Origin of the sequence: Prevotella sp. HMSC077E09 (assembly GCF_001814685.1) — a bacterium.
In the GTDB taxonomy this organism is placed as follows: domain Bacteria; phylum Bacteroidota; class Bacteroidia; order Bacteroidales; family Bacteroidaceae; genus Prevotella; species Prevotella oris.
On record NZ_KV817592.1, the window covers coordinates 110,213 to 136,070 of the forward strand.

General features: G+C 45.1%; 17 protein-coding genes. 11 read left to right on the plus strand and 6 right to left on the minus strand.

Going from position 1 to position 25,858, the window contains the following annotated elements; translation table 11 throughout:
• The first annotated feature begins 1 nt into the window (after position 1).
• From HMPREF2983_RS11780 to HMPREF2983_RS11830, 11 genes are all read left to right on the plus strand, one after another.
• Positions 2–2,179, plus strand: coding sequence for a S9 family peptidase (locus HMPREF2983_RS11780; protein WP_070668650.1), 2,178 nt, complete (start codon positions 2–4; stop codon positions 2,177–2,179).
• A 9-nt stretch (positions 2,180–2,188) separates the two neighbouring features.
• The gene (purD, locus tag HMPREF2983_RS11785; protein ID WP_070668653.1) at positions 2,189–3,457 is read left to right on the plus strand and encodes a phosphoribosylamine--glycine ligase; all 1,269 of its coding nucleotides are present in this window, start codon (positions 2,189–2,191) and stop codon (positions 3,455–3,457) included.
• Positions 3,458–4,399: a hypothetical protein gene (locus HMPREF2983_RS11790; RefSeq protein ID WP_070668656.1), complete on the plus strand. Its 942-nt coding sequence runs from the start codon at positions 3,458–3,460 to the stop codon at positions 4,397–4,399.
• Positions 4,375–5,604: a metal ABC transporter solute-binding protein, Zn/Mn family gene (locus HMPREF2983_RS11795; protein ID WP_070668658.1), complete on the plus strand. Its 1,230-nt coding sequence runs from the start codon at positions 4,375–4,377 to the stop codon at positions 5,602–5,604. The genes HMPREF2983_RS11790 and HMPREF2983_RS11795 overlap by 25 nt, the downstream gene beginning before the upstream one ends.
• Complete coding sequence (locus tag HMPREF2983_RS11800; RefSeq protein ID WP_070668661.1) at positions 5,601–6,299, plus strand: metal ABC transporter ATP-binding protein; 699 nt, start codon at positions 5,601–5,603, stop codon at positions 6,297–6,299. Before HMPREF2983_RS11795 ends, HMPREF2983_RS11800 begins: the two co-directional genes overlap by 4 nt.
• 853 nt (positions 6,300–7,152) lie before the next feature.
• Positions 7,153–10,503, plus strand: coding sequence for a protein O-mannosyl-transferase family (locus HMPREF2983_RS11805; RefSeq protein WP_070668663.1), 3,351 nt, complete (start codon positions 7,153–7,155; stop codon positions 10,501–10,503).
• Positions 10,504–10,525: 22 nt separating this feature from the next.
• Positions 10,526–11,137 (plus strand): polysaccharide deacetylase family protein, encoded by a 612-nt coding sequence (locus HMPREF2983_RS11810; RefSeq protein WP_025879679.1) that lies wholly within the window; start codon positions 10,526–10,528, stop codon positions 11,135–11,137.
• Positions 11,115–12,137 (plus strand): tRNA epoxyqueuosine(34) reductase QueG, encoded by a 1,023-nt coding sequence (gene queG, locus HMPREF2983_RS11815; protein ID WP_070668666.1) that lies wholly within the window; start codon positions 11,115–11,117, stop codon positions 12,135–12,137. The genes HMPREF2983_RS11810 and queG overlap by 23 nt, the downstream gene beginning before the upstream one ends.
• Positions 12,118–12,864 carry a hypothetical protein gene (locus tag HMPREF2983_RS11820; protein ID WP_070668669.1) on the plus strand — a complete coding sequence of 249 codons (747 nt, stop codon included), beginning with the start codon at positions 12,118–12,120 and terminating at the stop codon, positions 12,862–12,864. Before queG ends, HMPREF2983_RS11820 begins: the two co-directional genes overlap by 20 nt.
• The gene (locus HMPREF2983_RS11825; protein ID WP_070668672.1) at positions 12,848–13,324 is read left to right on the plus strand and encodes a DUF4112 domain-containing protein; all 477 of its coding nucleotides are present in this window, start codon (positions 12,848–12,850) and stop codon (positions 13,322–13,324) included. Before HMPREF2983_RS11820 ends, HMPREF2983_RS11825 begins: the two co-directional genes overlap by 17 nt.
• A 13-nt stretch (positions 13,325–13,337) precedes the next feature.
• On the plus strand, positions 13,338–13,757 hold the full coding sequence (locus HMPREF2983_RS11830) for a hypothetical protein (RefSeq protein ID WP_070668675.1): 420 nt from the start codon (positions 13,338–13,340) through the stop codon (positions 13,755–13,757).
• A gap of 128 nt (positions 13,758–13,885) precedes the next feature.
• On the opposite strand, the gene glmM is transcribed toward HMPREF2983_RS11830, so the two are convergent.
• The 6 genes from glmM to HMPREF2983_RS11860 form a co-directional block, all read right to left on the minus strand.
• Positions 13,886–15,277 carry a phosphoglucosamine mutase gene (gene glmM, locus HMPREF2983_RS11835; RefSeq protein ID WP_070668677.1) on the minus strand — a complete coding sequence of 464 codons (1,392 nt, stop codon included), beginning with the start codon at positions 15,275–15,277 and terminating at the stop codon, positions 13,886–13,888.
• A gap of 11 nt (positions 15,278–15,288) precedes the next feature.
• A complete protein-coding gene (locus HMPREF2983_RS11840) occupies positions 15,289–15,915 on the minus strand; it encodes a BamK family beta-barrel-assembly machinery protein (RefSeq protein ID WP_004372206.1) in 627 nt (208 codons plus the stop codon).
• Positions 15,916–16,015: 100 nt separating this feature from the next.
• Complete coding sequence (locus HMPREF2983_RS11845) at positions 16,016–17,053, minus strand: DHH family phosphoesterase (protein ID WP_070668681.1); 1,038 nt, start codon at positions 17,051–17,053, stop codon at positions 16,016–16,018.
• A gap of 669 nt (positions 17,054–17,722) precedes the next feature.
• Positions 17,723–18,634 carry a sugar phosphate nucleotidyltransferase gene (locus HMPREF2983_RS11850; protein WP_004375713.1) on the minus strand — a complete coding sequence of 304 codons (912 nt, stop codon included), beginning with the start codon at positions 18,632–18,634 and terminating at the stop codon, positions 17,723–17,725.
• Positions 18,635–18,797: 163 nt separating this feature from the next.
• Entirely contained in the window at positions 18,798–21,104 is a 2,307-nt protein-coding gene (locus HMPREF2983_RS11855) for a translocation and assembly module lipoprotein TamL (RefSeq protein WP_070668684.1), read from the minus strand.
• The gene (locus HMPREF2983_RS11860) at positions 21,082–25,716 is read right to left on the minus strand and encodes a translocation/assembly module TamB domain-containing protein (RefSeq protein ID WP_070668687.1); all 4,635 of its coding nucleotides are present in this window, start codon (positions 25,714–25,716) and stop codon (positions 21,082–21,084) included. The genes HMPREF2983_RS11855 and HMPREF2983_RS11860 overlap by 23 nt, the downstream gene beginning before the upstream one ends.
• Between the last annotated feature and the right edge of the window lie 142 nt (positions 25,717–25,858).

Consider the following 25,858-nt stretch of genomic DNA (forward strand, 5'->3'; position numbering starts at 1 on the left):
AATGAGAAAGTTTTTCATACTGATATTGACGATGGTTACGGCATTGACAGTTCATGCACAGGAGTTAAAGCCTTTGACTTTAGAGGATTTGAACTTTGGAGGTACGAACTATCACAACATGATACCCAAGTCACGTTACACCACTTGGTGGGGCGATGAGCTTGTGCATCTTGACGTAGAAGCGTGCTATATTGTCAACAAGGCAACGGGAAAAGAAAGCAAACTGTTTTCGCTTGCAGAACTTAACAAGTGGAGTGGCATGATGCTTCGTCATCTCTACAACATCAAATTCCCTGAAACAAGGAAATCACTTGTATGGCTCAATGACGGCAAACAGCGCATATTGTTCGATTGGAAGAGCAGGAAAGCACTGTGGAAAGGTAATGTCAGTATGGCAAAAGGTGCGCAGGCACAAGATTTCAACAGTGTTTCCAAGGCTTTGGCCTATGTGAAAGACAATCAACTTCACGTGGTCGATGCGCATGGAAACGACCATCAGCTGACCACGGACGGTAGTCGTGAAATCGTTTATGGACAGAGTGTGCATCGCAACGAGTTTGGAATTACGGGCGGACTCTTCTGGAACAACGACGGAACTCAACTGGCATTCTATCGCATGGACCAAAGTATGGTGAGTGATTATCCGCAGGTTAACATTCCCGAACTCGATTGGAAACCGGCCGAAGGCCAAAGCCGTATCGCGACACTTGAGCCAGATAAATATCCCATGGCAGGCGAAAAGAGCCATAAAGTGATCGTCGGCATCTACAATCTTGCCACAGGAAAGGTTACATATCTTGCTGTAGGAGACCCTACCGACCGTTATTTTACGAATATCAGCTGGGCACCTGACAACAAGACGCTTTACATGTTTGAACTCAACCGCGACCAGAATGACTGCCGATTGATGAGCTATGACACCACAACCGGCAATCCGATTGCAGAGATTTATCATGAAACTGACGCAAAATATGTAGAACCTCAACACCCTATTACATTCCTTCCATGGGACAACAACAAGTTTATTCTCTGGAGTCAAAAGGACGGGTACATGCATCTCTACTTATATAATAAGGAGGGAAAAGAGGTTTCTCAGCTCACAAAAGGAAAGTGGGTTGTGATGGAACTCTTAGGTTTTGACACTAAAAACAAACGGATTTTCATTGAAGGAAATGCGTGCAGTCCCATTCAGAAGAATATATTTGCAATTGATTTAGCAACGGGTAAGCAGGCTTTAATTGATGTAAATGGTAAAGGTTGGCATTCGGGAAGCTTGAGTGTAAGTGGTAAATATATCGTTGATAACTATCAGACGCCCGATATTCCCCACGACATTGCTATCGTGAATACCACAAATGGAAAGTCAACAAGCTATTTCAAAGCGGCCAATCCATGGCAAGGATACACGGTTCCTACCTATGAATGTGGCTCAATTAAGGCAGCTGACGGCACAACTGACCTTTACTACCGAATGGTTAAGCCTGTAAATTTCAATCCAAATAAGAAATATCCCACCATTGTTTATGTCTATGGAGGCCCTCATGCCCATAATGTTGATGCACGTTGGCATTATTGCAGTCGCGGTTGGGAAACCTACATGGCCGAGAAAGGCTATCTGCTTTTCATTCTTGACAACCGTGGAAGCGAGAACAGAGGCAAGGAATTTGAACAAGCAACCTATCGACATTTGGGCGAAGAGGAAATGAAAGACCAGATGGAAGGCGTTAAATTCCTCAAGACTTTGCCTTATGTGGATGCACAACGCTTAGGAATACACGGTTGGAGTTTCGGCGGTTTCATGACCATTAACCTAATGACTACCTACCCGGATGTATTCAAAGTGGGTGTAGCGGGGGGCCCGGTAATCGATTGGAAATGGTATGAAGTGATGTATGGAGAGCGCTATATGGACACACCGCAAGCCAATCCGAAGGGTTATGCGACTTGTAGTCTGCTGCCAAAAGCCAAGAACTTGAAAGGGAAATTAGAGATTATCATCGGTCTCAACGACCCTGTTGTTGTTCCACAGCATGCATTCTCTTTTTTGAAAGCCTGCATTGCAGCCGGTACCCAACCCGATTTCTTCGTCTATCCCGGTGAGCCTCACAACATGAGAGGGCATCAGAGCGTGCATCTGCACGAACGTATCAGTCAGTATTTCTTTGATTATTTAAAATAAATTCCTATCATGAAACTGTTGTTGTTAGGTGGAGGCGGCCGCGAACACGCCTTGGCATGGAAGATTGCACAGAGCAAAAAGTGTGACAAGTTGTTTATTGCGCCAGGCAATGCCGGCACAACTGACTGCGGTGAAAACGTCAATATCAAGGCTGATGACTTTGAAAAATTAAAAGAATTTGCTGTAGAGAAAGCTATCGACATGGTGGTTGTCGGTCCCGAAGATCCATTGGTAAAAGGAATCTACGACAGCTTTAAACATGATAAACGGACTCAACACATCCCCGTGATTGGCCCTTCCAAGGCCGGCGCCGTACTTGAAGGAAGCAAAGACTTCGCTAAAGGTTTCATGCAACGACACCATATTCCAACTGCAAAGTATCAGACTTTCGATGGTACAACGCTTGCAGAAGGGCTCCAATTCCTTGAGACCTTACAGCCCCCTTACGTGTTGAAAGCCGATGGACTCTGTGCAGGAAAGGGCGTATTGATACTTCCAACACTTGAAGAAGCAAAGAAAGAGCTACGTGAAATGCTTGCAGGCATGTTTGGGAATGCCAGTGCACAGGTGGTCATTGAAGAGTTCTTGAGCGGTATTGAATGCAGTGTTTTCGTGCTTACCGACGGTAAAAACTATAAGATTTTGCCTGAAGCCAAGGATTACAAACGCATTGGAGAGCACGACACGGGCCTCAATACGGGCGGTATGGGCAGCGTTTCACCCGTTCCATTTGCCACAAAAGAGTGGATGAAGAAAGTGGAAGACCGCATCATTCGCCCAACTGTTGAAGGTCTTGCTGACGAGGGAATAGATTATAAAGGCTTCATCTTCTTCGGGCTTATCAATGTTGCCGGCGAACCCATGGTTATCGAATACAACTGCCGTATGGGTGATCCAGAGACAGAAAGCGTAATGCTTCGCTTGAAAAGTGATATCGTAGACCTGTTTGAAGGCATTGCTCATGGCGATCTTGACAAGCGGGAAATCGAGTTCGATGAACGTGCAGCAGTCTGTGTGATGCTTGTCAGTGGTGGCTATCCCGAGGCATACAAGAAAGGCTATCCTATCACTGGGCTTGACAAGGTGGACGGAAGTATCGTCTTCCACAGTGGAACAGCCTGCAAAGATGGCCGCATCGTGACCAACGGCGGACGCGTTATTGCCGTTTCATCCTATGGAAAAGACAAGGAAGAAGCCCTGCAAAAGAGTTTCAAGGAAGCACAGAAAATTCAGTTTACTGATAAATATTTCAGAAAAGATATAGGCAAAGACCTCTAAATGACAAGGAAAAGAAGACAGGAAAGAATAGCAACAAGCAGGCTGACACTGCCTTTGACAGCCCTTTATGGCGCTGTTGTTGCATTGCTTGCAGGCGCCGTTCAGCAAGGATTATGGGTGCAGACTGCCTGTCTTTTCATTGCCACAGAAACGATAGCCATGCTCAACAACCACTATTCGCTCACCAGAGTGTATAGTCGGATGCTGTCATGCACCTACTTGATGCTGTCAGCTGCGGTTTGCTTCCGTGGCACAAATACGAACGAAAGCATTGTAACCCTATGCTTCATTGCTTTCTATTTCATCATCTTCCAAGCCTATCAAAACCGCAGAGGAGCAGGCCCTGTGTTCTATGCCTTTGCTATGATTGGCATTGCCAGCATCTTCTTCGTCAAAATTCTCTATTTTGTTCCTTTCCTTTGGATTGCTCTTGCTGCCTACATTTTGGCCTTCAGTCTCCGAACTTTCACAGCGTCCATTCTCGGATTGCTGTTTCCCTACTGGTTCGTGGCAGGCTACTATGTCTACACCCACAATCTTCCAAGCCTGCTTTCCCACTTCACTGAACTTGCAGTCTTCGGTGACATCAGCAACTATCAGCATGTTACCGAGCATCAAGCCGTTACCTTTTTCTTCGTTGCTTTCCTTGGACTGACGGGGATTATTCATTTCCTACGCAACAGCTATAAGGACAAAATAAAAGTCCGTATGTTCTATGAGACGTTTATTACCCTGCATGTTGCCACGATGCTTTTCATCATCTTGCAGCCTCAGCACTATGATTTTCTCATTCACATCATGATCATTACCACTGCAGTATTATTTGGACACTTCCTTGCATTGACCCGAACATGGCTCACCAACATAGCTTTTCATCTGGTCATCGTGCTCATATTGCTGCTCACAGCTTATAATTTATGGATGCCATCATTGCTTTTTTAATAGACTGGGGCTATTGGGGCATGCTCCTTTCTGCCTTTCTTGCCGGCAGTTTCTTCCCCTTCAGCAGTGAGGCTGTCATGTTGGGTTTGCTCGCAGCAGGACTGAAACCATGGCCTCTCATCCTTTATGCGACCGTAGGAAATGTCATGGGTGGACTATTCAACTATGGCATCGGACACATGGGACGCATGGACTGGATTGAGAAATATCTGCATGTAAAGCCCGAAAGTCTCAACAAAGCACAGCGCTTCATGGCCGGACACGGCGCATGGATGGGCTTCTTTGCTTTCCTGCCTATCATCGGGAGTGCCATTACAATCGTATTAGGACTGATGCGTTCCAACCTGTTTATCTCGACGATCAGCATCACTGCAGGAAAATTCGCACGCTATCTTGTCCTTGCTTTCTCGGCAGCAACCCTGACCGCTTGCAGTTTTTCATCCCCCAAAGTCAGCCGGGAAATTACCGTAAGCATAGAGCCGTTACGCTATTTCACCCAACAGATTGCCGGCAATCGCTTTACGGTTGTAACGATGGTTCCAGACGGAATGAGTCCTGAAACCTATGAGCCCACAGCACGACAAATGGCCAATCTCAACGAAAGTGCACTCTACATGAAAATCGGACAGATAGGTTTTGAACGCACATGGATGGCAAAACTCAAATCGAATGCACCTCATACACGATTTATAGACACTTCAGAAGGCATCACTCCTGCACAGACTATCAATGGCATTACAGACCCCCACACCTGGATGAGTTGCCGAAATGCCAGAGTGATTGCCCGCAACATATACCTTGCCTTGAAACAGACGGATGCCAAAGACAGTGCATATTACAAGAAAAATCTACAGAAACTGCTTACCGTCATTGAGCAGACCGACAGAGAAGTAAAGTCTGCATTGGCCGGAAAATCAAAGACTTTCCTCATCTATCATCCCATACTTACGTATTTTGCACGCGACTATCAACTCACTCAAATCCCTATTGAAGAGGAAGGACGCGAGCCAAGTGCCAACCAATTACAGGCTATCATCCGCTTGTCGCGCCAGCAGAAAGTGAAGACACTCTTTATTCAAAAACAGTTCGCCAACCGCAATACAACCATCGTTTCACAAGATACGGGGATCCCATCTACCGAGATTAATCCGCTCGATTATCATTGGAATCTGCAAATGATAAACATCGCACGAACCATAAAATGAGTCAACCCATCATACAACTCCATGACATCACCGCTGCATACCCAGAGAAAACAGTGCTCAAGAATGTCAATCTGACGGTCTACGATGACGATTATCTCGGCATCATCGGCCCTAACGGAGGTGGCAAAACCACCCTCATCAAGATTATCCTCGGCCTGCTGAAGCCCAAGGAAGGCACGATTAAATTCTTCAAGAACGGCCTGGAAGCTGACCATATCCGCATGGGTTATCTGCCACAATACACAGACATTGACCGCCGATTTCCTATCAGCGTTGAAGACGTTGTACTCTCGGGATTGAAGAAAAGGCTTTTCCATGGCTATACAGATGCCCAACGTGAACAAGCCAAGGAAACCATCAACCGCATGGAACTCGATGATCTACAACGGCAAACTATAGGGACATTGAGCGGCGGACAGCTGCAACGCGTGCTTCTGGCGCGTGCCATCGTGCAACAACCCGACGTGCTTATCCTCGACGAACCTAACACCTATATTGACAAACGCTTTCAAGAACAGATGTATGAAATGCTGAATGATCTCAATCAGCAATGCGCCATTGTCATGGTGAGCCACGATATTGCGGAGATACTACACAATGTCAAACACATTGCCTGCGTCAATGAGAGTCTGCATTATCATGAAACAACCGACCTCCCACAGGAGAAATTAGAGGAGCATTTCCTTAAAATATAACGTCGAATTACCTTATTTACATTTCATTCTCTATCACTTCGCAAGCTTAAAAGAAGCTTTTTATAACTCTCCATGCGTCACTATCTTCCCTTTTATGGGTGAAACCATGCGCTGCTTTTTATGAAACCATGTGCAATATCAACCCGAAAGAATAAAGAAGAGATTAGTACTTCATCCTCATATTTGTAAAGATTATTAGTCAAAAAAACACCCTTTTAAATTCCGTGATTTAGAGAATAGAAGGCAAGAAAAAAGCACTTATCTTCTCAAAAACAGCGACATACCACACCTTTTGTGTCTTTTCAACTTGCAATCTGCATCAAAATGCGTTGCTGTTTGATGCAAAAGACGAGATCATCTGACGCATTTCAGCACCCAACATGACGCAAAACACAAGACTTTTTGCCGTTATTTTTTCTCCTTTTCTCCTTGATTTTTTCTATCTTCCTGATTGCCAACACATTAACAAGTGGGCTTAAAACTCGCGTATTTTCAAACGAAAAAGTTCCTGTTCTGAATATCGTAAGCATTTGAGACCTTTTGTAAAATAAAATCATGAACATGGAGTTGACTTCACAGAAAATTCCTGTTACCGCAAGTTACAAGTTCAAAGTCCCAACTTATTGCATTCAGGCGTCCTCTTAAGCAATTCAAAATCAAAGACAAAATGGTTCGGACGGCGATAGAAACACACATGAACAACGCCGCATATGGGTTCACCCACCTGACATTTCACTGACAAACCACTTAAAAAAGTGAAATATAAGCAGTTTATGTTCAACAAGACAAGCGAGTTTTCATGAAATGTATTATCTTTGCATCACTATTTCGAAATAATACATTATTTAAATAAATGAAACAGTACAAGTTAGTAGACAATGTGCTGGGGTGGCTTGCTTTTCTGATTGCCGCCTTTGTCTATTGCTCTACAATCGAACCGACAGCCAGCTTTTGGGACTGCCCAGAGTTTATCACTACAGGTTACAAACTTGAAATCGGACACCCACCCGGGGCACCATTCTTCATGTTAACGGCCAATCTCTTTTCGCAGTTTGTCAGCAATCCGTCTGATGTTGCACGCATGGTCAACACGATGAGTGCGCTATTGAGTGCGACAACCATTCTGTTCCTCTTTTGGACGGTGACCCATCTGACACGGAAACTGATACTGAAAGACTGGAGTGAACTCACTACGGCAAAGATGATTATCATCGAAGGAGCCGGTCTTGTGAGCGCACTCATCTATGCTTTCAGCGATACCTTCTGGTTTTCAGCTGTTGAAGGCGAAGTTTATGCCTATTCATCTGCCTTCACTGCAATCGTGTTCTGGCTCATTCTGAAATGGGAAGACCATGCCGACGAACCTCACAGTGACCGCTGGCTCGTGCTCATCACCTATATGACAGGCCTCAGCATCGGTGTGCATTTGCTCAACCTGCTGTGTATCCCGGCTATCGTTCTCGTGTTCTGCTATCGCAAATTCCCGAACATCGAACTGAAAGGCTCGCTCATTGCACTCTTCATTTCATTCGTTCTTGTGGCTGCAGTGCTCTATGGCGTAGTGCCAGGTATTATCACCGTGGGCGGTTGGTTTGAGTTGCTGTTTGTCAATGTGCTTGGATGTCCGTTCAATACAGGTGAGATTATCTACATTCTTCTACTTGTTGCAACTGTGCTTTGGGCCATTTATGAAAGCTATACCGACAAGAGTGAGAAGCGAACCAACATCTCGTTTGTTGCTTCTGTGGCTATGCTCGGCATTCCATTCTATGGTTTCGGTTGGTCGGCTGTGGTCATTGGTGTCGTTATTCTGGCGCTCATTTGGTTTGCACTGAACTACAAACACACTGTTGACAAGAAGAAAGTGAGCTATGTAACTGCACGCATCAAGAACACAACCCTGCTCTGCATGCTGATGCTGATGATTGGTTATTCAAGCTATGCACTCATCGTTATCCGCTCTACGGCCAATCCTCCGATGGATCAGAACTCACCGGAAGACATCTTCACCTTGGGCAGTTATCTGAGTCGCGACCAGTATGGTGACCGTCCATTAGTCTATGGTCAGGCCTACACTTCACAGGTGGCACTGCAAGTAGACGGCAATATGTGCAAGCCAAAGATGACAGAAGGTGCCCCCATCTATGCCCGCAAAGAGAAAGCCAACGCTGATGAGAAAGACTCATACTTCGTTGTAAGTCACAAGAATAAATACCAATATGCGCAGAACATGCTCTTCCCACGCATGTATGACCAGGCACATGCACAGGCTTATGAGCAATGGATGGGCGGTGTTGATGGCTATGATGTCGCTTATGACCGCTGTGGAGAGCCTATAACTGTAAAGATACCGACTCAAGTTGAGAATATCCGTTTCTTCCTTTCTTACCAGTGTAACTTCATGTATTGGCGCTACTTCATGTGGAACTTCGCCGGACGTCAGAATGACATACAAGGTAATGGTGAACTTGAACACGGCAACTGGATTACCGGTATTCCGTTTATTGACAATGCTCGGTTAGGCGATCAAAGCAAACTTCCAGCCGATCTGCAAAACAACAAAGGGCATAACGTGTTCTATTGTCTTCCACTTCTTCTGGGAATCATAGGACTTTTCTGGCAAGCATGGCGTGGAAAGCGTGGCATCCGACAGTTCTGGGTGGTATTCTTCCTATTCTTTATGACGGGTTTGGCCATTGTTATCTATCTCAACCAGACTCCAATGCAGCCACGTGAGCGTGATTATGCCTACGCAGGTTCATTCTATGCGTTTGCCATCTGGTGTGGTATTGGTGTGGCTGCAATCTATGATTTGCTCAAGAAGTACACACATATCAACGAGAAAGTGCTGGCTACTGCCGTTTCAATCTTAGCATTGTTGGTTCCTATCCAAATGGTAAGCCAGACATGGGATGACCACGATCGCAGTGGCAGATACACCTGCCGAGACTTTGGGCAGAACTATCTGATGACCTTGCAGGATAAGGGTAATCCCATTATCTTCACCAATGGCGACAACGATACGTTCCCACTTTGGTACAATCAAGAAGTAGAAGGCGTCAGAACCGATGCCCGGGTGTGCAACCTGAGCTATTTAGCTACCGACTGGTACATTGACCAAATGAAGCGACCTGCCTATAATTCGCCGGCTGTTCCTATCAGTTGGCCACGCATAGACTTCTGCTCGGGTACGAATGACTATATCACTGTGCAGCCGGATGCTAAGAAACAGATACTTCAGTTCTACAAGGAAAACCCCGCACAAGCTAAAGCTCAGTTTGGTGATGAACCGTTCGAGCTGAAGAATATCATGAAATATTGGGTGCGTTCCAAGGATGCCGATATGCACTTTATCCCTACAGATACCGTGTATGTAACAATAGATAAAAAAGCCGTAAGGCGCAGTGGAATGCTCATGCCGTCTGATTCTATCCCCGAAAAGATGGTGATTTCGCTTGCAGGTAAGAACGCATTATACAAGAACGACTTGATGATGCTCGAGATGATTGCCCAATGTAATTGGACACGTCCTATCTATGTGGCCCTCACTGTGGGTGAAGAAAACTACATGAACTTAGGTAACAACTTCATTCAGGAAGGTTTGGCAAACCGCATTACGCCGTTCACGACCAACGTTGATGGCAAGGTTGTCAAGGGAATGACCAACTTCGATACGGCTAAAACCTATCGAAATCTGATGACTCGGTATAAGTTTGGCGGTCTGAAGACTAAGGGGCTCTATATTGATGAAACCGTAATGCGCATGTGTTATACCCACCGCCGTCTTTTCGCTCAGCTGGCTAAACAGCTCATCATGGAGCATAAAGACAAACAGGCATTGGCTGTTTTGAACAAATGTGTGGCAGAGATACCTTCTTACAACGTGCCCAACAACTACGTAAGTGGCAGTCTTGACCTCGCAGAATGCTATGCTATTCTGGGCCAGAAAGCCAAAGCTAAAGAGTTGTTCAATGATGTATGGAAGAACTCCACACAATATATGAACTGGTATCTGAGTCTTGACGGTAACAATTTTGCCCAATCCATGAGCGACTGTCTACGCGAAATGTCGATTATGCAGGAGTGTAATAAAGTGGCTGTCCTCATTGATGCGAAGCTTGCACAGCGCACGGGACAACAGTTCCAGAACCTGTTTAATATGTATCGTGGCAAGGGAGGCATACTTCCAAGCCACAACAACTGAAGCATAGAGGAATAAACAAGCGATGATTATAGAGCAACCCGCAAAATGGTTGCGCTGGATTTATCCCGGTGCGACTTGGAGAATGGACAAGAACGAACATTCAGTCTATCTGACGTTCGATGATGGTCCAATCCCCGAGTCGACACCGTTTATTCTTGAAACTCTACGAAAATACAACGTCAAGGCAACATTCTTCATGGTTGGAGAGAATGTGCTGAGGTATCATGATTTGTATAATCAGATCCTCGAAGAAGGTCATCGGGTAGGTAACCACACATTCAATCACATCGGTTCTTTCAAACATTGGACCATCACTTATGCTATCAATACGCACAAAGCCGATGAACTGATACACTCAAATCTATTCCGACCGCCTCACGGGTGGATGAGAATGTCGGTTTATTGGTGGATGAAGAAGAAGTATCGCATTATCATGTGGGATCTCGTTACACGCGATTACTCCAAATGGTTGACTGCAAAAGACGTGGTTCGAAATGTAAAACGCTATGCAAGAAATGGCTCTATCATCACTTTTCACGACTCACTGAAGAGCATTGACAAGCTAAAAACAGCCCTTCCGGAGTCAATTGAATGGTTAAAAGCGCAAGGATATGAATTCAAGACCTTTGAATAAACAAGACCTTACGAATGAAATAAAAGCCGAAGCACTGCGCCTCGGCTTTTTTACTTGTGGCATAGCAAAGGCTGACAGCGTAGAGAAAGCGACAGCAGACCATGTGAAACGTTGGTTAAAAGAAGGAAAGCAAGCTAACATGGACTATATGGCCAACTATATGGAAAAGCGACTTGACCCGCGATTATTAATGGAAGGTACCCGCAGTATCATCTGTGTTGCCTTGAATTATGCCCCTCATAACTACTGTTCTGACAGCGAATATCAACTTGCAGCATATGCCCTCGGACAAGATTATCATGATATCATGAAAGCCAAACTGCGCCGGTTGGCAGCAAAATTTGGCTATGAAGATGCATTGATAAGCCAAAATCCAGAGGCACATAAATGCCGCATCTTTGTTGATACAGGCCCTATACTCGAACGCTATTGGGCTGAAAAGGCAGGGTTGGGCTGGACAGGAAAGAACCATCAACTCATTATTCCACATGCCGGAAGTATGTTTTTCTTGGGTGAAATCCTTGTTGATGAAGAATTGATCTACGATCAACCGGTTAAAAACCGATGCGGAAACTGCCGTAAATGTATTGAAGCTTGCCCAACAAAAGCTATCATTGAGAACTGCGAAATAGATGCTGAGAAATGCCTGTCCTACCAGACTATAGAAAACAGAAGCGAGCTTTCGAGCGAAGCAACTGCCAGAATCGGTAACACCATCTATGGCTGCGATGCCTGTTTGAAAGCCTGCCCGTGGAACCGATTTGCAACTCCCAATGATACGCCAGAGCTGCAACCGAAAGCTGAACTTCTGCAGATGACACGCCAACAATGGGAAAATCTCAGTGAAGAAGAATATAGAAAACTCTTCAAAGGGAGTGCTGTAAAAAGGGCGAAATATAAGGGATTGATGAGAAATATTGAAGCGGCGGCTTGCTTTTCTCGCGAAAAACAATTACCTTTATCAAACAAATCTAAAGATTATGAGCAAGAAAATAAATAGTTACAAGGCCATGTCTGTTCTTACGAGAGGCTTTTTCGAGGCTTTTGCCAATGGCATTATAGACTGCCAAATCATAGGAAATGACTTTAAGAAGAAGCATAATCCGCAAAATATCAAGCAGGCAATGCTCGAACATTATGAGGAAATCAGTGCGCATTTCCTCGACATCATGTTTCCTGCTCTGGCGCGACTCAACTATTCGGATGAAAAGAAAATGCAGGAGAAACTGAAGAAAGAGTTTACTAACAAGCAAGCAGATATGGCTCAATATCTGCGTTTTGCCTGCAAAACCGATAAGCTTTATGAGGCCATGGTGAATGAATACAAGCGCAATTTCAACAGGCTTCTGCAAGGTCAGTTTACCTCTATCGAAGAACATATTGAAGTCTATCCACGTGGTTTACAGCTGTCAGTGGTAGATGAGCAGATGGCAATTGTAATCTTGGTGCGCGTGCTTTTGAAGGCCTATGCAGCCGGTATCAAAGCTTCAAAAACAGCAAAACGCTCGTTTAATCAAGTCAGTATTTATCGCATGCTGCTTCTGAACACACAACTTTTGATGAATGACAGTTCGTTCAAATCTGAAGAAGAAGACCTCATGGTTTTATTCAAAGAAGCATGTGGAAACGAAGCTAATCTCAACGTTCTCTTCAATTCGTTAGACGAAACCTATAAGGAGTTGGTCAAAGAAGACGGAATTATAGCAGGTGATGAGCAATCAAATTAGAAAAGAGATGCTGCGCAGCAGCGACCTTTACCGCCGCATGCACCGTGTAACGAAGTTCGCCGATGACTATTATCTCGATGCTGTCATCGGCTTAATCCCTGGTGGTATCGGTGATATTATCGGTGGACTGTTTTCCTTGATGCATGTTTATTTCGGGTTGATAAAGTTGCGTTCAATCCCATTGACCTTGGCTTTACTCAACAACATGCTGCGCGATATCCTCTTAGGACTGCTTCCTTTCTATGTAGGAGACATCATCGATTTCCTACATAAAGCCAACAAAAAGAACATGGCACTGATAGATGGTTTTGTGAACGACGACAAAGAAATCATCCGGCGAGTCAACCAAAAGGCTATTCAGGCAGCAGTCGTTTTCATTTTCCTGATTTTCTGTATCTGCATTGTCATCTGGCTGTTGACTTACATCGTAAAGGAAATAGGCTCACACCTGTTCACATAAAACAAAAGACAACATGAAGAACATTGCCATTGTAGCTTTTTTATGCCTCATAGCAACGGCATGCACAAAGAAAATACATGCAGAAGATATTGGTTTCCACAATGATACGGTCTATTATGAAGGGCAACCTTTTACCGGAGAGATATGGACATCAGATAACACTACAGGTTGTATTGTCACAGGAAAAGGCATCATGAAATCGCTTACATTCTATCATTCAAAAGGTAAGCGTGCAATAGTCATGACACTAAATGGCCGAGGGATGCCTAAAAGTCAATGCTACGATGAATATGGGAACGCTATTGATATCATCTCGTTTGAGAGACGCTATACGAAGCTCTGGATTAAGATACCAAGAATGGGAGGAGAATTCATCAAAGCGTATAAAAGAGACCAAAACTCAAGACAACAGGAAACAATACAGATCCACTGACAAAAGGAGACAGAAATAAACAGACCTTGCAAATACATTACACATACTTACAAGGTCTTGTTTTATTTATTCAAAAGCATCATTCTTTTCTATAAAAGAAGAAAGAAGAATGACTGCATGATTATTTCTTACTGCATATCATACACCACCTGCATGAGTTTCTTGCCCAAGGCATCAGCTTCTTCTATTGTTGAAGCCTCACTGTAAACGCGGATAATAGGCTCCGTGTTACTCTTACGCAGGTGAACCCACTTGTCAGGGAAGTCAAGTTTCACGCCATCAATGTCAGTAACCTTCACATCTGCCTGCTTGCCATATTGCTCTTTCACCTTTTCCAAGATAGCATCGACATCTGTCGAAGCTGTCAGATCAATACGGTTCTTGGCTATAAAGTATTCAGGGAAGGTAGCACGAAGTTCACTTACCTTGCAACCTTTCTGCGCAAGACTCGACAAGAAGAGGGCAATACCGACCAAGGCATCACGTCCATAGTGGCTTTCGGGATAGATAACACCACCGTTTCCTTCGCCACCAATAACAGCATTCACCTCTTTCATCTTCGTTGTTACATTCACTTCGCCTACAGCAGAAGCCGTATAGACACCGCTATGTTTCTCGGTTACATCACGCAGTGCACGCGTAGAGCTGAGGTTGGAAACCGTATTTCCCGGCGTATGGCTCAACACATAGTCGGCCACCGAAACGAGTGTATATTCCTCGCCGAACATCTTTCCGTCTTCGCAAATAAATGCCAAGCGATCCACATCCGGGTCAACAACAATACCTAAATCATAGCCCCCCTTACCTATTTCGCCCATGATACCACCAAGGTTCTGCGCTAACGGTTCGGGATTATGTGCGAAATCGCCATTGGCCTCACCGTTGATCATCGTATATTCCACGCCCAAAGCTTTCAGCAATTCGGGAAGGATGATACCACCGACAGAATTGATTGCATCTACAGCTACTTTGAAATGCGCATTCCGTATGGCTTCCCTGTCAACCAATTTCAATGCAAGAACACTCTCAATATGACGTTGATTGAAGGTGCTGTCCTCCGTGTATTTGCCTAAATGGTCAACATCCGCAAATTCGAAATTCTCCTTTTCAGCAATCTCAAGAACCTCGTTTCCATTGTCTTTTGTGAGGAATTCTCCTTCCTGGTTCAACAGTTTCAGCGCATTCCAATGACGTGGATTGTGGCTGGCTGTAATGATGATACCACCTGCAGCCTTACTCATACGCACAGCCAATTCGGTAGTAGGCGTTGTGGCAAGTCCGATGTTAAGCACGTCATAGCCCATGCCCATCAATGTTCCACAAACAATGTTCTTCACCATTTCGCCCGAGATACGGGCATCACGTCCCACTACAATTGTATTGCTTTCAGACTGCTTACTATGACGGATAAAAGTCGCATAAGCTGCTGTAAACTTCACAATGTCGAGCGGGTTCAATGTGTCTCCGGCCTGTCCGCCAATGGTTCCACGGATGCCGGAAATAGATTTAATCAAAGTCATAAATATCTATATTATCTTCCTCTTTGGTAAGTTAGTTCATAAAGACAAGGATAAACAGCACCTGAAGCAATTGCTGTTCCCTGGGCTGAAGGCACAATCAGCCGCACCTTGGCCACACCTTCTTTGCTCAATTTGCCTAACTTGATATAAGAAAGTGGCGCCAACAGACCGGCTGGAACCTTTGCTGTTTTATACACAGTCTTGAGAATTCCCGATTCAAACTGCGCATACGGTGAACCTGAAATCATCCTGACGTTCATCACATCAGGAATAGAAGAATAGGCCATAACGTTGTTTGAAGAGATAATGGAGTCTGTGATCAGATTGGTTTCTGTGTATTTCAACAACACCGTGGCCGCCTCGTTACGCCCCAACACCTTACCTGTGCCACGACGAACAATCTGCATATAGACACCGGAACTGCTGAAAAGCACAAACTGATTCTTTGCCAAGTCTGTCGTCGTGTCTTGCGAAAGAAACTTCTCTTCGCTGATAACATTCACCTTTTTGTCAATAAGATACCGATTGATTGCCGCACGCTCCCGCTTCTTCTTGTCGGCGTAAGTCTCAGAATCCCTACATGAAGCAAAAGCAACAAGCCCAACAAGGATAAGTAACAAATATGTAATCTTCTTCATTCTCAATGTTTATTTTTCACAATGATAGTGGCACAAAGATACGAAATTCCTTACATAAAGCCGGACTTTCGTTATAGTTTTTATCTATATTTCCCAATTTTTAAGCTTTCAAACGATCGCTGAATTGCAAGATAGCACGCTGTGTCACCGCTTCAGCTTCCTTCAGACTGCAATGCAATTTGCCGCCACTGGCATTCAGATGTCCGCCACCATTGAAAAATTCGGCAGCCACTTCATTGCATGGGAAATCATCAACAGAGCGCAGGCTGACGAGCACTAAGTTGTCATGTCGGTCGTCTTCACGCAATGAAACCGAGAATTTCAATCCCTTGATGCGCAGAGGTTCATTGACCAATCCCTCCAAATCGCCTTTCACAAAATGAAACCTTTTCATGTCATGACGGCTCACCGTGAAATAGGCTGCATGGTATTCATCGGACACCGTGAGGCATTCACTCATCAGATAGCCACGAAACCGAATGGCCCATTGGCTGTAGTTGTTGAACACATTGCGATAAATCTTATCCTTGTCTATACCGGTTGTGAGCAGCATTCCAATGATGGTGTAAATCTCCGGGCGTGTGGAATTATACGTAAAGCCACCGGTGTCGGTCATCATACCGCAATAAATTGGAGCCGCTATCTTCTGATTGAGGTGATCAAAATCACCCAACTGACAAATCACACGGAACACCAACTCACACGTACTGCTTGCCTCCGGATGCGAAACCGTTACTACCCCCTCAATAGCGGGATTAAGGTGATGATCTATCAACACGCGTTTCGCCGGTGAAGCTTCAACGATTTCCTGCAGCTCTTCAAGGCGAGTCATCTCGTTGAAGTCTAAGCAAAACACCACATCTGCCTGTTGACAAAAGGTCTTCACCTCCTCGGGATGCTTGTCATAACGCATCACTTGTTCACTCCCCGGAAGCCATTTCAGGAAATCAGGAAAGGCATCCGGCACGATGATTTGTGCCGACTTCCCCCACTGCCTCAGGTATTCTGTCCATGCAAGACAAGCTCCCAAGGCGTCGCCGTCGGGACTCTTATGCCCCACAACGATTATATTTTCGGCATCACGAATGGTGGCTTTCAAGGTTTCCACCTCGTGTTCTGTGATAATATCTAATTGCATAATGGCTACAAAGGTAATAAAAAAGAACGAGAGAAAACATGAAATGCGATTAGTTTATAAATTCCTTTGATTTTACTTTACAATTACTCTCAAATGCTTAAGATATTCAGAACAAAAGATTTTTAATTTGGAAATACGCGAGTTTTAAGCCCACTTATTAATGTATTGACAATCAAGAAGATAGAAAAAAGTAATGAGAAAAGGAGAGAAAATGACAGGAAAAAGCCTTGTATTTTGCGTCATATTAGGTGCTGAAATAAGTCAGATTACCTCGTCTTCTGCATCAAACAGCAACGCATTTTGACGCAGATTACAGGTTGAAGAGGCACAAGAGGGATGATATGTTGTCGTTTTTGAGAAAATAAGTACAGTTTCCTTGCCTTCCATTCTCTAAATCACAACATTTAAAAGGGAGCTTTTTTGACCAATAAAATTTACAAAACAAGGAGCCAAAAGAAATATCATAGCAAAGGAGAAAGCGATGAAATAGCAATATGAAACAAAGAAAACGCGCACTTTTCAGTACAAGAGTGCGCGCTTACTTCGTATAAAAATATTCTTATTCTCTTTAATTCGTGGCTTCCTTTCCTTTGAACTGAAAGTCGCTGTCCGGGAGTCTTACAAAATCAGGAAAGCAAAGGGGAAACTCAGGAAAAGAGACTGTTTGCCTTAAAACAGCTTATTCGGATAAACACCCTCATCAACCAAGCGCTGAATTCTGTCTACTACGCCCTGACGATCGGCAGCATAAGTCACGCCAAACCACTTGCTGGTTGTGTCGAGAACCTTCACTGTTGCTGTGCCTTCACCGATGAGTTTGTTGACCATCAGTGGAATAAAGAACTCTGCCTTGAGATTGGTCATGTTCTTTGGGTTGGCAAGAAACTCCTTAAAGTATTCCTCGCTGTATTCAAAGTAATCTGGCGTGAAGCCCCATACATTCATGGAAACAGGTGTATTATCGGATACACTCACCCATTCGCCCTGCTCATCTTTATACTGAACCTTACCGTCACGACGCTCAATTTCTGTGCGTTCAACAACGGTTGTCAGGTTGTCTTCAGCATCCTTTGAGCAGATACCACGAGCCACAGTGCCATTTTCACTCAGTGTGTTTCCTATGCGAAAGCCCACCATAGCATAACGATTTTTGCTGTCTTCCGGCAATTCGCTGAGAAACTTCCCGATAGCCATGAAGCAGTCACGATTATAGAAATCATCACAATTGATGACGCAGAAAGGCTCCTTGATAACCTCTTTTGCCATCAGCACTGCATGGTTTGTGCCCCATGGTTTCTCACGACCCTCGGGAACTTTGAAGCCCTCCGGAAGGTTATCTATACTCTGGAACACAAGTTCTGCAGGGATATGTCCCTCATATTTTGACAGGATTTTCTCACGGAATTCAGCTTCGAAATCCTTGCGGATAACAAAGACTATCTTGCCGAAACCGGCCTGAATAGCATCATAGATAGAATAATCCATGATGGTTTCTCCGTTAGGGCCTAAACCATCAAGCTGTTTAAGTCCACCGTAACGGCTACCCATTCCGGCAGCCAAAAGTAACAATGTAGGTTTCATTTTGTTATGATTTTAATGAGTTATTTGATGTTTTAAGATAGCAATCTGTCTGCTCATGATGAGCGTAGTCATGCAGACCATACTTTTGCAGACGTTTACAAAAGTACGAATTAATCGTGAAACAAGCCAACAAAATGGTAATTTTATTCTGTCAACGCAACAATCAGAAGGGCATTCCAATGGCAAAATGCAAACTATGGCTATCTCCGAAATTGGGCAGATTGTAGAAACCTGATTTATAAGGAAGATGCAAACCAACTCCCCAATCCACACGGATGACAAAGAAATCAAGGTCGTAGCGCAGACCTACTCCTGTGCCGACAGCCATCTGCTGCAGCATATTCTTCAATTTCAACTGACCCTTCGGATGGTCTGACCGATTGTGAAGTGTCCACACATTTCCGGCATCAAGAAAAACTGCACCATAGAGATTACCAAACAACCGAGGCCTGTATTCGAGGTTGGCAAGGAACTTCATATCACCCGTTTGGTCGAGATATGATGTTGTTGCAGCGGTTGGATAATAGGCGCCAGGCCCCACACTGCGTATTGTAAAAGCACGAATACTGTTGGCACCTCCCACGTAGAACTGCTCACTCCAGGGTGCAACCGTAGAGTTTCCATAAGCCCAAATAGCACCAATCCCAATGTGACCAACAAGCTGCGACTTACGTCCTACCTCCCAGGTCTTGCGAAATTCAGTCTCAATCTTGAAATACTGAGCATATGGGTTCTTGAACATTTTCTTGTCGTTCTCGCTCCATTTCTGACCAGCAACGACGTAACCGAGCGACAGGATATTAGCAGCCTCGCTCACAGTGGTCTGCCACCAAATGGGATTACGATAGTTTTTAGGACTTGTATAGATATAGCTGTAGCGCATCTTAGGAATGAACTGGTCTCTCATTGACACCTGCAGATAAGGTGTGCTGGCTAAAAGCGCATCGAATTTTGCTGAATGTGACGACATGTATTCATACTCCAACGTGAGTGGAGCAAACTGATGCATGGACGTTTCTGATGTCTGGAATGTATAAGAAAGCTCTCCCGAAACGATGTGACGTTTAAAGTATCCGGCGCGATTGATAACGCTTGTAGAGGCTTTGAGCAATGTTGTCGGTGTGGAATGGAAATGCCGATGCTTCAAGAAAGGCATCAACAAGACAGGAAACTCCAAAGAGGCGTCACCTCCATATTCATAAGAATGAATGTTATCGGCCTTACCACTTGCCGTGTGTCCGGTCTGCCATTCATAGGAACCTTTCAGGTTGATATCGAGTTTCTCGCCACCTTTGAAAGCGTTACGCTTGGTGAAACCCACGACAAGTCCAGGCCCCATGCGTCCGCTGGTGCGCCCAGTGTAGTTGGTTTCAACGTAAAAATCATAGGGTTTATCAAACAGACAGTTCAGCTTAAGATCAAGTGTATCACAGATTTCTGACGAGTCACGCGGCGTAAACTGAAAGTCAACCATGCTGAAAAGACCGTTTCCTGAAATCTTATTTGCCGACTCTATATACTTGTCATAACTGAAAAGCTCATTAGGTCTGAGTTTCAAATCACGCAGGATCACACCTGGTCGCACCGGAGAACGCCTGCCATTGAAATGTACCGTGAGCCGATGCAGTTGGATAGAGTTCTCCAATGAGTCGAAGAACTGCTTGCGCAACTGCATGTCTATATTACCAATATACCACTTACGGAGGGCACGTGGAGGAACAGAGTCAGCCAACTGAAATTTCAGTTGCACCTTTTCGGGCACGAGAAGTGTATCGGCAAGATAGGAAGCATAGTCCGGTTGATAATAATAATAGCCATTGTTACGAAAGAGATTACCCACGCGTTTGCGCTCCGCATCCAGCGTAGAGACATCGAAAGCATCGCCACGTTTGACTTTGGCTTCATTCATATGAGCCTGCAACAAGCTATCAGCTGCAGGGGAAAAATTCACATAAGAGATGCTGTCGAGGGTGAACAGTGGTCCCATATCAACGGTGTAGCCAATCTTTGCTTTCTTGGGATTGCGTTGCGTAATGGCTTCAAAACTAACGTTACCACGGAAATATCCATGGGTTTTCAATACCGATTGGGCCACTGATGCACGCAACTCCGGATTTACCCAACTCATCAAAACAGGAGCTTTTCCAAATGATTTGGCAATCCATTTTCCTATCGGCCCTGTAGATTCTGAAAAGGCATTCCACACCCAAAGACCATAAGGAAACGGTGTACGATAGTAAGAACTGCCAAACAAGGCTCCGTTAGGTGCGCAGGCCAAGGCCGCCTCCATTTCATCACGAGTGGTATAAAAATGGTCATTACGGTCATAATCCTGATAGTTAATCTTCGTCAGACCGACATATAACTGATCACCATCGGGCACCTTCTTCGTAGTAGAACAGGCTGCAAGCAGCATTGCAACCACGACAAAGAATATATAAAATCGGCTATTTCTTTTCATCACTTCCATTCTTGTTTGTAGGGGTTGCTGACTCTTTCTGAGGCATGGCAGGCATTTCATTCTTGGCTTCCTTAAACTTGAATAGGTCGCGGAAATGCTGCAACTTACGCCGCCAGATAAAACCTGCACCATACTGTCCCATGTCGCCTTCAAGCCAGTCATAGCTGTCGCGGTCATAGAAAAGGCGCAGATATTTCGTAGAAGCCTCGTTCAGACGATACTCAAAGGAGATGTTACTGAAGAAAGATTCATTCTGAGTAGCTACATCTTGGCCGGTAGAAAGCTTGCCACCAATGATTACCCGCAAGCGATTGTTCCAGAAACGCTTAGCAAACTTAAACGAATAGTCTGTGCGTTGGTTGCCGTTTCCATCCGTCGTGTTGTCTACTCCAAAGCTTAAGTCGAGCGTACGGAGGGCATTCCCCGCTATTCCGTTAATCTGACTCTGCAGGAAAGCACTTAGAGCCGAGTTCATAGAAAAGGCACTTGTGTTGCCATCGGCAAGATACATGCCCGTCGTCAACATTGTAACAGCTACCTTTCCACGTGCTTCCTTGCCCATCGTACTAAGCTGGTTCTGAACTTCTACATCTTCAGGAGCATCGATGATAAACTCAAGTCCCATATCGTTGAGTGTCTTACTGATTTTCACACCGCAATCAAACTCTACGCTTCGGCCTGTTCCACCATTGGCAGAAACAGTGGCCTTATTCTTCTCGGTAGCAGTAATACTGAGTCTTGGGTTCATCGGATCGCCGTTGAACTCTATGTAACTGCCATCTTGAATGGTAAATGTCTTCAGTGGAATTACCGGCAATGAATATTTCATTTCGCCGTTGCTGAGCGTATAACGACCTGTCAAACGCAGATTATCCACCGTGTTATATTGCATACGCAAATCGCCCCCACCCATGAGATCGACATAGTTGGATTTATCACTATTCAATGCACAAAGGATATGGGCACTGTTGCTGATACTCAAAGCAAGATCCATATTGAAACCGCTCAAAGGTGGACGTACAATAACCTGCGTCTTTTCATCTTTGAAATCCGTGAATTTTACGAGTTCATCCAACTGATTATCTGTCGTAAGAGGTGAGTCGCGAAGAATATAGGTCATATCGGTAGAGCCCAAGACATCAAGTTTTCCACGCATCAAAAGATTGTCGATAGGCCCGTTCATCAGCCCAAAGAAGTTAACATAAGCCTGACCGAAAGCTTCGGAACGCGCACTCTCCTTGGCATCAATAATCATGAAGTTACGAGCCTGCATACGCACATTCATGCGCATTCTGTCAAGGTTTGAGAAGTCAAATGAGCCCGACATAATCAGCGGACTGTTGTTGTGAGCATACATCTGGAAGTTCTCGAAAAGCAACTTACTGTCTGTTATTGTCACGGGGTCATTGTCGAAACGCATCTCAACCCCATAGGGCACACTGACTAAATAGGCCGAATCGAGATAAACTTCACCATTGACATTAGGTTTGTTCAGAGCGCCTTTCACCGACAAACTGCCATCTGCGGTTCCCTTGAAGCCGACAATCTGTCGTGGAATAAAACCATTGACAATATCCAACGGCAACCGTTCAAGTTTCAACTCTGCATCAAGATAACCATGACCTCCCGGCCGATAGCTACCATTGACAAGGGCTATCTCACGTCCGTTCTGCGTCAATATGCCATCAACAACGTGCGACCCGTCACGCTTCGGCATATAGACAAATTCTGTTCCGATATTTCCCATCGGGCATTTCTCATAGACGAGGTTACTCATGGTCATATCAGAAGATACCGAAAGATTGTCTTTTGTCTGTATCAAATGGTAGTCGCCATCCAATATTCCCGATACATCAGGCATATAAGGAACCACGGAGAGAATGTCATGAAGCTGGAACTGATGGAGCGAAACCGTTACATCCTGCAAGGCTGCAAGGTTTTCATCGTTGGTATAAACCTTCAATCCCATGCCGTCAGCAGACTTCAATTCAAGATTGGCAGACACTCTTCGGTCGTCACCCAAGAACACATAGTTGCTGTCATTGACGGCAAACGACTTGTAACCCAAAACAGGATGCGAGTCGGTCACACTGAAACGAATGCCCCGATGCTCCATTGCTGCAAGCAAGGCAAGGTCTACTCCAAGTTTATTATCAGCATCATAGAGCTTTGTCCGCAAATAGGAACCATGCTCATTCAACCGCCCGTCAGCAACAGCATGGAACACATACTGCGGATTTTTCTTGTTATTGACAACCTGAGCCTGATAGACAAACTCGTCATGATCAGAGCGAATATGGAACCTGACGGTATCCAACAGTACACTGTCTACAACGAGTGAATCAATTTGGATATCGCCATTCAGTCCTGTCATGCGTGAAGAGAGCATGTTGATGTTGGCCCGAGCCAACTGATAGCCATAGTAATTGAGCGCATGAACAAAGAAGTTATCTTTGCCGCTACGCAGGAAAAGGCGGGCATTGGGCAAGCGCTTGCGCAGCATCACCTGATTGATTGTGCGGTTTTTCAGCTGACTTTGTAATTCCTTTACAAAGCCTTGACTCTCTGCAAGCAGGCGCTCATAGCCACCATGTCCGTCAAGTTTGAGCTGGAAATCACCACAGTTGACCACCGCATGCGTGGAGTCTGTGCGTGTAAGAACGTCAAACGTCATATCACCGGGATGATACAACCTGCTCGCATCACGGATAGCAATGTCACCAATATGCCCCTGCACTTTATAAAACTTCTTGAAATCAGACTCAACATCAAGGTATGCGCAAAGTGAAGTCGCTAAAGTTGTATCTGCAAAGTGCAGTTTATGAAGGTCAGCATACGTCAGATTGCAGACCACAGTACCCTTCAAGTTACGACGATTCAACAAAGCACCTAACTGAATATCACCTTTCAGCAAAGGGTTCCCGCTATGGATAACGGCATTAGCCACACCACGCGACACCGTAGCTTCGGCCGTAATATGGTCAAGTGGATACTGAGCATATCGGAAATTCTGTATGCGGGCCTTGGCTACAAGATGAGTGCGGGGTGACTTAAAATCGGTTCCTGCCCCACGAACATCAATGCTTCCCGTGAAAGGATGCAAGCCCATGCGAGGCAGGAAATGCTGAATGGGGAAACGGTTGGCCTGGAGTTTCGCCTGATAAGCCATGCGAGCAGCATCAAAACTACCTTCTGCTTTGACGCTCCCCTGCCCTTGCCGAGCCACCAAATGCCCTTCATAGCGCTGCAAAGTGAATTTCACACGTCCATCAACACTGATGTTATCCGGAATATGGAGTGTCTGTTGCAGACTTCTGTCAAGCATGGCTGTGACCATATTCAACCGCCCCGTGCGTGCATGGAGAGTCATCTCGCCCCGCAAACGCTTGGGGTCTGCAAGATGAGAGAGTGTGCCGTTACCCCGCAACCGCAAAACAGTGGGCAACGAAATGGCCAAATCCGTGAAGCGAAGCTGCTGCAGATTACCGTGCAACACGCCGCTGACTGCCAACCTTCGATTGGGCCATTGCCTGCGCAAGTTACTTGGCAAATCGGTCATGAACGGCATTAAATCGGCCTTTCCAAAAGCTCCATTCATGCGAATGTGAAACTTTCCGGGAGGCTCATCAAAGGCATTGAGGTCAAGATTTACCTGTGCATGCAACTCAGAATGAGGGGTTTGGAAATAGAGATTGGGCAGTTTGAGCCGCACAGAATCCAAAGAAAGCGGGCCTTGCAAAGCGCTTACAGCGAGTCCGCTCTGCTCCTTGAAAGCACACTTTCGCAGATTGAGCGAAAGTTCCGGAGCCAAATAACGCAACGAGTCTATACCAATCGCCACATCAGTCAGCGCAATATGGTTATAGTCAAGCCCCTTTACACGCGCCTTAAAATTGTTATCATAGCAGAGACGACCGCCTGTCCAATCGAACTTCTCTACTTGATAAAGTCCTTTGAACAAGTCGAAAAAGCCTCGTTCTGCTATGGTTTCGCCTAAGTAGGCCTGTACCTTCAGCGTGTCACCAGGCATGTGAACCGTCACATCCGTATGGCTCACATGCAGTTTATCCACATGAATTTTCCAGAAGTTTTCAGTCTTTGCAGTATCCTTGGGCACGGTGTCACTGAGGGCAACATCAACCATGGCATCCTTCAAATTGGCAGCATCTACTTTTAAAGTTTCAGCTCCTAAGTCAATACCATGCGCTTTCAGTTCGAGCATCCCCACACGACCTTTAACCCGCGCTTCATGGATGAAATTGGCCGTATTGACTTTCATGTCGTGAACAGCCAGTTCATCTATCTCCACCTGCTTATGCAGAAGAGGCCACAAACGCACATCGGCAACAATCTTACGGACATCAGCAATCGTGTCTTTCACCTGCGGAAGAGAGTCGTTGGGCTGTATGGCTTTCACGCCTTCAATGCCTAAATCCAAAGGAAATTCAAGCTTCACATGTGCCACAGAAATCTCCATTCCCATCTTATTTGAGGCATAAACCGCCACTTGTCTTACTGCCCAATTCTGAAATGGAGGGAAGTAAAACAATAAAGCCAAGAGGCCAAAGAGTATGAATGGAGAGGCCACAACAGCTATGGCCCACTTGATTTTCTTCGTCATATACGCAGTTCCTCGCGCATTTTCTGTGGAATGAATATGACGCGAAAATAAAACAAAAAAACGAATTATGCAAATATAGAAGATAAAAAGTCAAGATATAGGCATGAACCCCTACACAAATCAGTGGCAATCTGCATCAAAT